This is a genomic window from Leptospira inadai serovar Lyme str. 10 (assembly GCF_000243675.2).
Taxonomy (GTDB): Bacteria; Spirochaetota; Leptospiria; order Leptospirales; family Leptospiraceae; genus Leptospira_B; species Leptospira_B inadai.
This window is the reverse complement of record NZ_AHMM02000015.1, coordinates 801,011-814,360: the sequence shown is the minus strand read 5'-3', so window position 1 is coordinate 814,360 and position 13,350 is coordinate 801,011. Positions and strand designations below refer to the sequence as shown.

At 43.3% G+C, this 13,350-nt stretch carries 10 protein-coding genes and 1 pseudogene; 1 reads left to right on the top strand and 10 read right to left on the bottom strand.

The genetic code is table 11. The features are described 5' to 3' along the window. Window positions 1-27: 27 nt before the first annotated feature. The 4 genes from LEP1GSC047_RS07515 to LEP1GSC047_RS22105 form a co-directional block, all read right to left on the bottom strand. Complete coding sequence (locus tag LEP1GSC047_RS07515; protein ID WP_010410931.1) at window positions 28-873, bottom strand: sterol desaturase family protein; 846 nt, start codon at window positions 871-873, stop codon at window positions 28-30. Window positions 874-982: 109 nt separating this feature from the next. Then, window positions 983-2,086: an AraC family transcriptional regulator gene (locus LEP1GSC047_RS07510; RefSeq protein WP_010410934.1), complete on the bottom strand. Its 1,104-nt coding sequence runs from the start codon at window positions 2,084-2,086 to the stop codon at window positions 983-985. A 130-nt stretch (window positions 2,087-2,216) separates the two neighbouring features. Beyond that, the gene (locus tag LEP1GSC047_RS22110) at window positions 2,217-2,813 is read right to left on the bottom strand and encodes an IS66 family transposase (protein ID WP_238325547.1); all 597 of its coding nucleotides are present in this window, start codon (window positions 2,811-2,813) and stop codon (window positions 2,217-2,219) included. Beyond that, entirely contained in the window at window positions 2,747-2,977 is a 231-nt protein-coding gene (locus tag LEP1GSC047_RS22105; RefSeq protein WP_010410940.1) for an IS66 family transposase, read from the bottom strand. The genes LEP1GSC047_RS22110 and LEP1GSC047_RS22105 overlap by 67 nt, the downstream gene beginning before the upstream one ends. Before the next feature lie 366 nt (window positions 2,978-3,343). Between LEP1GSC047_RS22105 and LEP1GSC047_RS07500 the strand changes: the two genes are divergently transcribed. Beyond that, entirely contained in the window at window positions 3,344-5,395 is a 2,052-nt protein-coding gene (locus LEP1GSC047_RS07500) for a cellulase family glycosylhydrolase (RefSeq protein WP_010410943.1), read from the top strand. 213 nt (window positions 5,396-5,608) lie between these two features. Here the strand turns inward: LEP1GSC047_RS07500 and LEP1GSC047_RS21190 are convergent. The 6 genes and pseudogenes from LEP1GSC047_RS21190 to LEP1GSC047_RS07470 form a co-directional block, all read right to left on the bottom strand. Then, window positions 5,609-6,138: pseudogene (locus tag LEP1GSC047_RS21190) on the bottom strand (IS66 family transposase); the annotation flags it as partial. Between the two features lie 57 nt (window positions 6,139-6,195). Next, complete coding sequence (tnpA, locus tag LEP1GSC047_RS22100) at window positions 6,196-6,423, bottom strand: IS66 family insertion sequence element accessory protein TnpA (protein WP_081654359.1); 228 nt, start codon at window positions 6,421-6,423, stop codon at window positions 6,196-6,198. Between the two features lie 244 nt (window positions 6,424-6,667). After that, a complete protein-coding gene (locus tag LEP1GSC047_RS07485) occupies window positions 6,668-7,075 on the bottom strand; it encodes a response regulator (RefSeq protein ID WP_039934223.1) in 408 nt (135 codons plus the stop codon). Next, window positions 7,072-10,602, bottom strand: a complete 3,531-nt coding sequence (locus tag LEP1GSC047_RS07480; RefSeq protein WP_010410951.1) for a PAS domain-containing protein — start codon at window positions 10,600-10,602, stop codon at window positions 7,072-7,074. Before LEP1GSC047_RS07480 ends, LEP1GSC047_RS07485 begins: the two co-directional genes overlap by 4 nt. Before the next feature lie 346 nt (window positions 10,603-10,948). Next, complete coding sequence (locus tag LEP1GSC047_RS07475) at window positions 10,949-11,971, bottom strand: DUF3089 domain-containing protein (RefSeq protein ID WP_010410953.1); 1,023 nt, start codon at window positions 11,969-11,971, stop codon at window positions 10,949-10,951. A gap of 838 nt (window positions 11,972-12,809) precedes the next feature. Beyond that, window positions 12,810-13,190, bottom strand: coding sequence for a hypothetical protein (locus LEP1GSC047_RS07470; RefSeq protein ID WP_010410957.1), 381 nt, complete (start codon window positions 13,188-13,190; stop codon window positions 12,810-12,812). Between the last annotated feature and the right edge of the window lie 160 nt (window positions 13,191-13,350).

The following is a 13,350-nucleotide window of genomic DNA, read 5'->3' as shown; positions in this document are numbered from 1 at the left end:
TTCGGCCAAAGCCGCGTTCGGGACCCTCTACCCGATCTGGTCGGCGAGTTCCTCTTTAACGAATTCGGGAGATTCTTTTTTGTCATCGCGATCTTTTGCGACTTGCTCGAAGTAAGATTCGTAATATGGAAAATTCGTTCCCATAATCCTATCCCAAATATTGAAATATAGGCTATAGTTTCCGTGAAACTTCTGGTGATGCAGGTTATGATGAGTGGAAGTATTGATCCATTTTAATATCGGGTGACTTGTCCATCCGCGCGGAAAAAATTCGTATCCGAGATGCCACCAAATATTCATAACCATCGCGTATATCGTGTGAGCGAGAAAGAAGCCGAAATGTATAGGCACAAAACAGATAAAGGGAACCACGTAAAACGCTTCGAGAAACGCCTCTAACCAATGGAAATTATAGGCGGCTAAAGGAGACGGATTTACGGATTGATGATGAACGGAATGAACTATCGAATATACTTTCCGATGATGCATCAAACGATGGAACCAGTAAAACCATGTTTCATGCCAAACCGTAATTAAAATAAAACTAAATATCGCATAAAGCCAGCCGCCATGTTCGGAAAGATTGAAGTAAATTTTCCGATTTAGATAACCGAACCCGGATAAAACATAAACGGAGAATGCGATCCCGCTAAACATAAACAGGGTAACGGCAGATTGCTTAATTTCCGAAATAATCCTTTCTTTTTTTGGAAATTGTTTCTGAATCCTAAACCTCTGAAACATTCCCCTCTTCCACACCCAAAAGACGAAAAAAGCCAGCCCCGCAATAGGATAGTACCGAAGAAAATTCATCGTAAGCTGAAAAAGCCCGAACGATTTCGCACATTCCCAACTAAACTCGCATGATGGCATCTTATTACCTCCCGGAAGGAATAGCGTAAAGATACTCGACTCGTCGAGTTTACTCGACCGTTTCGATCGGAACGGAAATAAAAAGGTGTCCGATCCGATCGAATCGGACCTATTTTTCCTTTCTTTTAAGGATTCGTTTTCTATATTCGGAAGGCGTTAAACCGGTTTCGCGTCTAAAAACGTCGTTAAACGTGGATTTCGAACGGAATCCGGAAGAATAAGCGATAGTCAGCAGCGTATCCTTCGGACTCGATCGAATTTTCTCCTTGGCTTCTCCGACCCTATATTCGTTTAATAATTGAAAGAAACTCTTCTTTTCTTCGTTATTCAGATACTCGGAAAGCTGATGGGAGCTCAATCCTAAGCGGCCCGCAAGAGTAGATAAAGTCAACTCCTCCTCTCTGTAGATTCTGTCGTTTTCAAAAAGATCCTTCAATTTGGATTTGATGTCCGTAAGGTCGAACTTTCCCAACTGGGATGCCCTAACTCGTTTTTCCTCTTCCACGACTTTACGAACCGCCAGAAAAAATTCGGGGTATCTTTGTCTATAAACGTATATGAATAAAAGAAAGATGCCTAACCAGGCTCCGATCATACCTAAAGGATCCTTTCCGCCAGAGAGAACCGAATACGATCCGATGAACGTACTTAAGATTGCAAAACTGCTCAGAAACACGATCGTAGCTAAATTAATGTCTCTTTTAACGACCGAAAAACGGACCGTTCTGAATAGACGTACGAGAACCGAGAGCAAAAAATAAAGGAAGATACACATAGTAAATAGTACCGGTATTTTCACATGCCAATCCGTTCCGGAAACGGCGATTTTCTCCAAAAGATGGATTTTACTTTCCCTATTCTGAAAGTAAAAAGGAGTAAGCCAAATCGCAATCCCCAACGCCGGTAAAATCTTCAGCAGAAATCTCTCCGGTTTTTCGGCAGGGTTTCCCCAGGCCAACAATAAATATCGTTCCAACAAAGCGCCAAGGATGGCCGAGCAAGGAAGGTGAGTTAGAAATAAATAAGGAAAAAGTAAAATGTTTCGCGAAGATACGAGATATGCATGAAACAGAAAATAGGAAAGGGATAGGAAAATCCCGAACAGGACGATTCTTCGATTGCCCCTTGAAAACGAAAAAATCTCTCCGATTGCGTAAAGCAACGAAAGTAGAGCCGAAAAAAGAAGGAAAAATGATAAAAACGAATTAGCCAATGTCTTGTGAATTTATTCCATACTAAATTTTACATATTACGGTTTTATGTTTTTATTTGCGATAATTTCAAAAATATTTCCGGGAGTTTTTTGAAAAACTACTTTGCTCTTTTTTACGGTTTTCTTGATTTTAGGACTCCGCTTCCTTTCCGCAATCAAATTCTAGCGGAATATTTCCGTGCTTGCAGAGGACGGAAGATAGAAGACGGACGCGCTCGCTTTCAGAAGACAGAAGACAGTAGCTGCTAGAGGTTGGAAAAGTTACAGAAGTAGGGGAAGAATCGTAAGCGCTCAAGTAAACCCATCCCATCGATTTTGAAAAAAGACTTTCAAAATCTTGTGTTGAATGGGAGGCAGGCATCCCTTCGAAAAGAGTAAGAAGGACGACATAGGGATCCTTTTTGTTAGCGATAGCGGTTTGAACGATAGAAAAAAAGAAAGTGCTGGCCTCAGTTCCGTCAGGGCTGCCTAAGAATAGCCAATTCTTTCGTCCGATTACGAAGGGCCGAATTCCATTTTCTACAAGATTGTTATCGATATAAAATTCTCCGTGATAAAGATAAATCGTCAATCGCTCCCATTCGTTTAAGGTATAACGAATTGCCTCGCCGATCGGACTCTTTGGAAGGACTTGAGAATAGGCACTGTCTAAGAATGTTTTTAAATCATCCAAAATAGGTTTTGATTTTTCTTCCCTGATTTTTTGAATCTTTGAAAATAAACACAGAGAGTGAAGTTTTTGTTTTCGAATTTCTTTTTCGACCGCGTAGACCTCTCATACACTTGTTTTGTCCAATTGCACATCGTTGAACGGGGCAATTCCAGATCCATTCTACGAAATATCTTCTCCATTCTATAAAATGGAAGATGATCTACGAATTTATTCGTCAAGAGATACGCTACAAGCCCCGGCGTTGCGATACTTTGCGGTAGTAACTGCGGAGGAAGAGGGGCCGTCTTTACTACGTTTCCTGCTTCGTTTCTTTCGTCTCCATTAAAATGTTTGCATGCGTATTTGTATCGGATGTGTTTTACAACAAATACCTTTATCCTAGTCCTGATTTTAAAACCACTACTTCATCTACGCCACCCCTCTCCAAGGACCTCTTACAATTCACTTATCTCCTTCAATTAACAAAAAATAACATAGGAAATAAATAACATCCGTCCTTCAAAAATATTTCAGCTCTCCCAAAAATTCTCTTTCCAGTAGAAAAATCTGATCTCTGATCACTACGCATGACTCGTAAGCTCTATATGAAAATATTCTTAGCGTTGGCATTTGTTTGTTTCACTCATTGTGAAAACCCAAGTTCTAAAAATAATAACAACGCTATATTCTCCCTTCTCAACCTTTCCGGCTCTCAAGACCGGACAAACGAATACGAATTGGTAGCCGCTGCAACCGGCCCAGGCTCTCACTCTCTGGACTATCTTGGATCGGAAGCGGACCGAAAGATTTCGTTAGGTACGAAATCTTATTCGGGAACAACGGACCGGATCTTCATGGATGGTCTCGGTCGTGAGGCATATTTCAGGGGATTCAATATCTCAGGCAACACGAAGATGCTTTCCGACGGTTTTAAACCGTTCAGAAACACCGCGGATGCGGAGAACGCTTTCTCTCTTTTAGGAAAAACGGCGGGCTCCAATATGGTTCGTTATCTAATCGCATGGGAAGGAGTCCACCCTTCCATTGATACGATCGACTATACTTATTTAGATTCGGTCATTCTTCAGATCAAAGCGGCCATCTCTCGCAGAATGTATATCCTGTTGGATTACCACCAGGATCTATTCTCCAGGCATTTATTTAACAAAGGCTCTTGGTATACCGGGAATGGAGCTCCCGCTTGGGTCCTGCCGAGCGGTTCTTATCCCCAAGAATCCTGCGGAATTTGCTTCACTTGGGGGCAAAACCTTTTCTCTAACGAAGCAGTCCGAAGGGGTTTCCGCAATTTTTGGAATAATGCGCCCTTCTCCATATCTTTCGGAACTAGAAATTTGCAGACGGAATATCTCTGGCAAATGGGAAAAGCATTAACCTATATTAAGAACAACTTAACTAGTAATGAATTCGATTACGTCCTAGGTTTAGATCCTTTTAACGAACCTGCCGACGGTGGAATGGAAGGCCTTTCTCCCGCTCAATGGGACAATCAGAAACTTTGGCCCTTTTATTCCAAAGTTAGACAAACCTTGGACCAAAACGGTTGGGAAAACAAATGGGTGTATGCGGAACCAATGGTATTCTGGAATACAAACTTCGGCGGGATCGCCACCGGTGGAGGTTATTTAACTTCCAAACCAGGACAAGGTTTCGTTTTCAATTCCCATTTTTACGATGCGGGCAGATTGAGTTTGGATCTGACAGGGATCGACAACGGAACTTATTTCAAAGCTTTGGATGAGATCCGAAAGGAAGCTAGATTCTTGGATATTCCGGTTTTCTTAAGCGAGTTCGGGATGAAATTGAAAGGAGTCGGAGCCCAGGACACTGCTCGTTTGATCAGCGGCGTTTATCAGGCAATGGAGATTTCGGACGTTCAGCAAACGACGAAGACCAGATTCGCGGATTTTTATAACCCTGTCGTATCCGGTACGGAATGGCATTGGGATTATTATTACGATAATCATAAGGAATACATGAACGGTAATCCTTCCAAACTTTTGACCGCAAAAGACGCTTGGAACGATGAAGACTTTTCCGTAATCGGAAATTACGGAACAAAATCCAATATGGACTATCACGTTCTCCAAAGAGGTTATCCTAGAAAAGTCCAAGGCTCTCTCATGAGTTTCTATTATAACACGATAGGATACGATACTTGGAATAATGTCTTTCAGTGGGGAGCGATCCGTACTACGGATACCGGCACAAATTATTTCGGAGACAGAAGATTTATCGTAGTGATTTGGACAGGCAAACGTTCCGACGCCCCTACAGAAGTATATCTTCCTCCTCATTTTTCCGGTCCGGATATTGTGCTGATCACGGATAAAATGATCTATAACAAAGGAATTCCTACAAGTCCACAGAATACTTCGAATGAAGCCGTCCTAATCCCAGACCCGAATAGAGTTAGCGGCTCCGGAAATATCTTAGCGGTGTGGGACGATCTAGATCCTGAAGAAGATCCAGAAAATTCTGTCCATTTTTTGGTCGCAGTGGACGGCGCAGGAGTCACATACTCAAGTAGTCTGCTTTCTAACATCCAATCTTCTCTAAAAACGAGAGTGTTGACCCAAAAGAAAAGTCCTATCTATCTTATAGGAAAAATGACTTACGGAGGTTATCCTTCTAAGTAAAAAAAGAGGGCCGCAAGTCCCGATTTCTATTAGAAAACGAGATCAAAATCGATTTTTCTAGGATCGGATGTGGCCCCTACCCCTCCCTAAACTAACCAACCCGTAACTGCTTCGTAATATTGGTAAAACCTTGGGCTTATGATTTGCTTTTTATTCTTGGCCTAAGGTAATTACTTACCTTGGGAGATACAAAGCGACGGAATCGAACCCTAATCAAAGCACAGGTATAGCGAGTTGCGGCAGGTCCTGACAAGAAAGACTCCTCGGCTCGCATTCCCAAGAGGTAAATAGATCCCGCAGATACACATAAGGATCGACTCCCGCGAGCTTTGCAATTTGAACTAAAGAATAAAATCCTGCACTTGCAGTCGCTCCTTCCGGACAACCGGAGAAGAGCCAATTTTTTCTTCCGATCACAAAAGGAAGAATATCATTCTCGACCAGATTTGTATCCAATTGCAATTCCGGATGATCCAAAAAGATAAGGAGCTTCTCCAACTGCCCGGCAAGATAACCATAGGCTTTTCCCATCGAAGACTTAGGAGCGACTTCATGATCCGTTTATTCATCCAGGAATGGATCTCATCAACGACCGGCTTGGATTCAGATTGTCTCCGTTTTAGATGTTCTTCGGAACTTAAACTTGCTTCCCTGGCCTTCGACTCGATTGCATAGAGCTTACCGATTTCCTTTACGATCCATTCTGCTTGAGCATTCTTAGGATCTATTTTTAAAATTTCAAAGCTCGCAGCTTGACGGTCCCCGAGAACCTTATCTGAATTTCTAATTGTGCGAAACTTTCAGGACACTATCGCCTTGCCGGACGAATCTATTTTTAGGGTCGAAAATTCAGACCCTGGCAAAGGGAGGCCGTTTGAAACAGATTGAGGAACTTCTACAAAGCTCTCTTCTTTTTGCTGAATCTTAGGCCGTCTCTCCCAGTGGTAACGAAAAGTTGAGTATTTGAGTCCTTTCTTTTTACAGTATTGCGGTTGCGAAAATCCCGAGTGTTCGATTACAAAAGCCAGCCATTGGAGGAATTCTCGAAATCGTTCCCGCTTCCGACGGAAGGCTTACCAAGGAGTATGTACTAACCGAAAAAGGACGAAGTATCTTTCCGATCCTCGTCGCGATTCGGCAAAGGGGAGAAACTTTACCTCCGTTAGAAGTCAATTTTCGAGAAGGCAGAGTCATCGACCCTGAAGACGTTCTTATTCTGAATAAGACTTTATGAAAACCGAAAGTTCAAAAAGCCGTAAAACTAAAAACGACTTAATTTTTGTTACAGCAAATTCTAACCGCTTCCATCAATTTAGTCGCATCCCAGGGTTTGGAAAATACGGCATACGTTCCCGCCTCTCTCTTCACTCGTTCGACGGCGGACTCATCCACATGTCCCGTAATTAATATGGAGCGAATATTCGGATATTTTGCATGAATCAAAATTAAAAACTCATCCCCTTTAAGACCGGGCATTAACCAATCCGAAAGAATCAGAATCACGTTTACACCCGCCTCCACGAGTTCGTCTACGACCTGCAAAGCTTCGTTTCCGTTCAATGCGATTTCATACTGGAATTCGTCCCCGAATTGCTTTCTTAATTCCTGCTTTAAGGTGATAAGAATTATAGGCTCGTCATCGACGCACAATATCGCATTTCGCTCAAACACACTTTTCACTCTAGAGCCTCTTTACTGGGATTAGCAGATTTTAGCCACACACTAAATTTCGTTCGCCCGGGTACGCTTTCAAATTCGATCCTTCCGCCCATCTTTTCGATGATCTTTTTACAGATATCCAGGCCCAAACCGACGCCTTCGCCATGCTTTTTCGTCGTGAAGAAGGGTTCGAAAATTTTACCTTGAATTTCCTTCGGAATACCGCTGCCGGAATCTATGAACGAAGTTATAATCCAAGGCTCTTGCTTTTCAATTATGATTTCCATTTTGCCCTTGTAATCCATTGAATGCAAACCATTATTCAATAAATTTATCCAGACTTGATTCAGTTTATCGGCGTTACCTAAGCACTTTTCATTAGTATCATAATTCCGTACGATTTCGACTCCATACTTAATTTTACTATGATACAGAGTCAGAATCGTTTCGATCTCCGCCCTAACGTCTACAAAGGAAACTTCTTCTTCTTGAACTTCTCCGCCGGGATTCAAATAATTTTTTAGAGCTTCCACAACATGCGAAGCCTTTCCGGTCGCGATGGAAATCACGTTACTAAGTCGTACAATCGTAGATAGAGAAGCCACGACTTGTAAAATCTTGGATGCATTCTCACTCTGCAATAGCCAAGGAAGATCTTTTTCCACTCTATACAGCCCGGTTTCTATTACGGAATTAGCGATACTTTCATAATCTTCGATTCCCGATTCGCGCAACGCTCTAAATACTTCCTTTCTTAAAGTTCGATTCGGAAATTCCTCCGAGCGGGAAGCTTCCCTCAAAGCCACATCTAAAATGATTTTAAACCTTTTTAAATCCTCCTCGTTTAAGTTCGAAAGAAAATTAGGTATACTTCTTATTTCGTCCTGAATAATATCGAGTATTGCCCGATTGGAAGAAACGATCGCGCCAAGCGGAGTATTCAATTCGTGAGTCATGCCCGCCGCCAATTGCCCAAGAGTGGCTAATTTTTCGGAAAGAAGCAGTTGCCCTTGAGCTTCCTTTAATTCGTGCATGGTCTTTTCGAGATTCTGAACCGCTTCCACGAGGCTTTCATTCGATTTTCTTAATTCATCCGTTCGAATTTCGATTCGCTTCTCGAGTGTGGCGTTCAAGTCCAAAATGGTCGCTTCCGCTTGCTTGTTTTCCGTTATATCATACGATATCCCGAATATCTCCTTGGGAGATCCGTCGGTATTCCTTCTATAAATTAATTCCCTCGAGGTCAGCCATCTCCAATTTCCGTCTTTATGACGAATTCTGTAATGATGTTCGATTAAATCCTTGTCTCCAGCCGTTGCATATTTCGGGATAATATGATCTACGTAAACTTGGTAGTCCTCGGGATGAACTAGTATGGGTAGGATTTTACTTCCCATTTCCCGAATTTCCTCGACGGAATAGCCCGATACGACTTGAATCCCGTTGTTCGAATATACGTTCTTCATTTCGACTATATCGTAAATATATAATATATCCGGAGTTATGTCCAAGATTGATTCGATAAACTGGTTTCTTTCCAAAAGTTTCTCTTCAACGATCTTTCTTTCGGTTATATCGACCATCACGCCTCGGAGCCATTTCGGTTTTGCATCTCCGGCAATCACTCGAACTAAATCACGAAGCCAAACCGTACGGCCGTCTTTAGCGATAAATCTGTATTCGAATTCATGGGGTTCTAAACGGGCGGTGCACTCTACGCAGTAATTTACGGCACGTTCCCTATCTTCGTGATGAATATGATCCGCCCAAAAACCGGGCTCCTTCCAATCCTCGACCGAATAACCTAGCAAGCGCTCCGCCTGCTGACTCACGAAAGTGAAGTTGAAAGTAATGGCATCCGCCTCCCAGACAATTCCGGGCGTCGTAGCGACTAAATCCAGAGATCGTTCCTCGCTGGACTTGGTCCGATGAAAGAATTCCTGAAGTTGCTCCGCCATATGGTTAAACGAACTGGAAAGAACTCCTAATTCCGCCAACCGACTCATTGGTACCCGTTGGGTCAGGTCCCCTTCCGCGATGGCCTGTGTGGCTTGAGAAATCCGGGTAATCGGAGCAGTCACCGTGTTCGATAGGAAAGCCGCAATCAGCAAAGAAAGAACCAAGGCGACCGCGAATACCATTGCGGATTGACTGTTTCCCGTTCGAACTCCTTCCAAATAGTAAGCTTCCGGCATAGCGGTGATGACAATCCAATCCAGACTCTTGGAGTTGTCATGATACCGAGTCGCCTGCATCAGCCAATTCTCTCGGAACAAAGGCTTGGCGGTTATAATATGAAAAGAGGACTGGGTGGAGACATCGATTCCGTCCAAGTTTCCGAAAGTTTCCGTCAGCCTCCGAACCGCATTTTGTATCACCCTATCTTCGGCCGACTCTCCGGCGTTAGACCGAGGCGAAGAATATCTAGATTGATTCGAACTTGAGATTAATTTACCTCTTCGATCTATAATGAAAGCCCGGCCTGCAGCCGCTATATTCGTCCTTTTAAGCAATTCGCCAACGCCACGCAGTCTCTCGAATTCGCTCGATCCTTTCGAAGAAGATAGAAAATCATCTAATTGTAAATTAATATTTTCGGATATTTCCTGATGCAATCGCGCGGCGAGCTTATTTGCGGTTTCCTCGGAACTTCGCAAAGTCAAGTAAGACGTCGTCCCTACCATTATGAGAACCAAAACGATAAAGGGAGTCACGAGAAACATCCGAATCGGTAGCCCCTGATCGTTAAAACCTCCGCTCGGCGTTACGCTTCCCTTTCCGCTTTCCCAGACGCAATCCGTCTCCCCTATGATCTTTTCTTTACAATGACCGGGAATTTCGGCCCAAAATAACGAGTATCTTTTCGCGAGAGGGAAAACTCCAAGCATGACAAACGGAGCGATTATCCAGGTTACAAGCGTAGTAAAGAATAACGCCGGAAGGATATTTCGATAGGAAATCTCGGAGGTAAATTTATCCGAGCAAATGTATCCCCAAAGTTGAGGCTCGATGCTCATAAAGATTAAAACGAAAAGCGAATACCATCCCCAAGTCTTCAATTTTCGAAAATCGGGATCCTTACCTATAAATTGATAAGCGACCCAAAAACAGGAAGGATTAATAAAATAGCCCACCAACCAATCCAACAGAAAATCAGGCGGTACGCCCTCCATTAGATCCGAAAATCCGTACGCAAAAGGGACCGCAATTAAAGCAGGATAGCCGAAAAGAGAAATGCATAAAAAAACGGAAAGATCCTTTAGAGATTCGAACGTTTGTGCTTCCGGCACTAAAACGATTAAGGACCCTAGGTACCCCGTTATCAGGATCGAAACGAAGGTTATCGCTACGCTTAATAATGCTCTCGCATCCCAGGATTGCCTCTCTCTACCGATCGCCCATCTTCCTCCCGGTCGAAACGTAAAACCGCCGTAGGCGGAAAGCATTAGAGCGAAACCGATTAAATAACCGAAACGACCCCATACCTCGAGCAATGGAAGAGGTAATAATGCGAAAATTTCCTCAAACCATTTCAGAACGGGATTCATTCTTAGCCTCCATTCCCTCAATAGATGCGAAATTATTTCGATTCATGCCGAGCCGGAATTATTAAGCTCGGAACCGATCCTTATTATCTAATACTCGAAAGAAATGCCAGAATAAATCCGTTATCGAAAGACGAGAAATTTAATTCCGAGGGAAAAATCAAGCTTATTAGAAAACGGAATTGAACGGCGATTTATCGAATTCTTCGCTTAATAAAAATACTAAAATTCGAAATATTTACCGTTGCTTTTCGGATAAATCGAAACTCTATACATCGAAATCTAATGCATCCTTTTTTGAACGATCGTCATAAGATTATAAACGAGATTGCAAGTTTAACCTCGGTTTTTATTTTGAATCGGTCTTTTCCCGCATTCCGAATCGCAGTATCCGTTCAACTGCATTTCGCCGAATATTAAAGTAGAAAAGCGCGTAATCGGCGACATGATAGTTGTCGCTCCAATACTGCCTATAACCTGTCCGGCTCGGCTTCGTAACTCTTAGAACACCGGCCTCGCAAACGGCCCCGCAGATTTCCGGATCCACTCGATCAAAGGATAGAGGAACTCCTCCAAAATTCTCGTTCGCCGATCTAAAATCCTGCTTTAAATCCCAACTTAAAGGATTCACGCAAATAAACGGGCCGGACGAATCGTTGGGAAGAACCGGTACTTTAGCATTCTTTGAAAAAGATCTCCAAGAGGCAAAACATCTTGTTTGGGATTTTTCTTCGCAAGCGGGAATCCCGTTCGTGTCAGCGAGAGAAACCGCTCCCCCGATTAAATAGGCAACGATCAGTTTTTTCAAAAGCGGTTTATGGGAAAACCTCTCTCTTAAAAGTCGGACTGCATGCATTGTTCCTTGGCTATGCGAAGCGATTATGATTGGTCGCCCTTGATTCCATACTCTCATATAAGTATCGAACGCTTTCAAGACGTCTAAGTAAGCTAGATCGAGAGCCTTTATACCGTCCGTCGCATCTAGGAAAGAATATATCGTAGCTTGTCTATATCTTGGCGCAAAAATTCGGCCGATCTCATTAAAGACACTCGCCTGCCTCCGAATCGATTCCATATCGGTTCTATCATTTACGTTTTCGTCGTCCATCGACGCGTTCCAAGTGCGACCGAAGTAGGTAGTCGGATGGATAAAGAAAATATCGACCCCATAGGAATCTAATTTGTAAACTTTATAGGGAGGTACCGGACCGCTAAAAACCTGACTATCATTTCCCGGAATCGCTGCCCAAGATTTTATGTTCTCGTAATTCGGAGCATCGGGAGGAACGGTTTTCTGAAAAGTTAAAGGAGGGCGAATTAACCAAAGGCAAGACGGAACAAAAAGGATCACAATCAGCGGAAATAATTTCATCACACGCTCGCACAACACCCATTGGGCATTACATAACCTTACCCACAAGATCAGTAGCCCCGGTTAAACGCATCAAGAAAAAATGATAGAAAGCGACAACTCTAACCACTTTTACCTGTCCTGTGCCAGCGGCAACGATGTGTAGGGTGCGAAGCAGTCGCAGCGCTTACAGATAACGGTTTATATTAAGAGAAAAGAGTCGCTGAGACCGGAGCGAAAGCGAAGCCCGGAGCAGCGTGACCGCGAACGAAGTGAGGGGGGCCGCCCGTGCAGAGGACAGAAGACTGAGGACAGACGCGTTCGCTTTGCTCACGCTAGACAGAAGCTGCTACTAGTTGGAAACCCTCTGAGGCAGAGGAAAGATCCATTCTAACATACGAATCTTTTTAAAAATCGTCATTTACACAAAATTGCTGACGCTCCCCGAAAATCCAGTAGCACCTCGCTCCAACATAATTCGTTTTCAGAGGACAGAAGACTGAGGACAGACGCGTTCGCTTTGCTCACGCTAGACAGGAGCTACTCAATGTTGGAAAGGCAGCTAAGGTAGAGGAAAGATCTATCGCACAGGAGCTCCAACATAATTCGTTTTTAAAAAAATTGTTGCCAGGGAAATAGAAATAATTATCTGTCCTCTGTCCTCTGTCCTCTGTCCTCTGTCCTCTGTCCTCTGTCCTCTGTCCTCTGTCCTCTGTCCTCTGTCCTCTGTCCTCTGTCCTCTGTCCTCTGTCCTCTGTCCTCTGTCCTCTGTCCTCTGTCCTCTGTCCTCTGTCCTCTGTCCTCTGTCCTCTGTCCTCTGTCCTCTGTCCTCTGTCCTCTGTCCTCTGTCCTCTGTCTCCTACTCTTCGTCGTTTCTTTCGTCGATCGCCTTTATTTCCTTATAAAATGACAAGGAATTCAACGCCAAAGTAAGCTCGGATTTACGATTCGCCAATTCCCATCGCAACGTTCGAATTTCCGACTTTAGCGCGGTCGTTTCGCTGATCATTTCGAGCATTTGCGAGCGCAACCAATGTATCTGTTTTTTTTGAATCTTAGTTTTTGCGAGTAAGCGCCAGACGAAAATAACATTTTTCATAGACCTCGGAATTTTTAAGGTTCCCGTCGCCGACAAAGTTCTCTCCTTTAAGGTGAGGGAATGACGAAGTCCTTTTACTAGAAACGATTCGCCGAGCAATCCCTCGAAATAAGCAATGCTAAACCAATTTGAAGTTTTCATGAATTTAATATATAAAGGCTACCCTAACAAGAATAAGGCTAGCTGGCGCTCCTGCATCTATCCAATGAACCGCTTGACCAATGCCTTAAATTATTAAATATGAGTCATGGCGAAGACACTTTGCTTTATCTGATGCACCTGTACTTATTTTCGTCGCTAA

What these genes read in the sequence shown, in the direction of transcription:
- LEP1GSC047_RS07475 (WP_010410953.1), bottom strand. Translation starts at nt 11,971, where the DNA reads ATGAAATTATTTCCGCTGATTGTGATCCTTTTTGTTCCGTCTTGCCTT.
- LEP1GSC047_RS07470 (WP_010410957.1), bottom strand. Translation starts at nt 13,190, where the DNA reads ATGAAAACTTCAAATTGGTTTAGCATTGCTTATTTCGAGGGATTGCTC.
- LEP1GSC047_RS07515 (WP_010410931.1), bottom strand. Translation starts at nt 873, where the DNA reads ATGCCATCATGCGAGTTTAGTTGGGAATGTGCGAAATCGTTCGGGCTT.
- LEP1GSC047_RS07480 (WP_010410951.1), bottom strand. Translation starts at nt 10,602, where the DNA reads ATGAATCCCGTTCTGAAATGGTTTGAGGAAATTTTCGCATTATTACCT.
- LEP1GSC047_RS07500 (WP_010410943.1), top strand. Translation starts at nt 3,344, where the DNA reads ATGAAAATATTCTTAGCGTTGGCATTTGTTTGTTTCACTCATTGTGAA.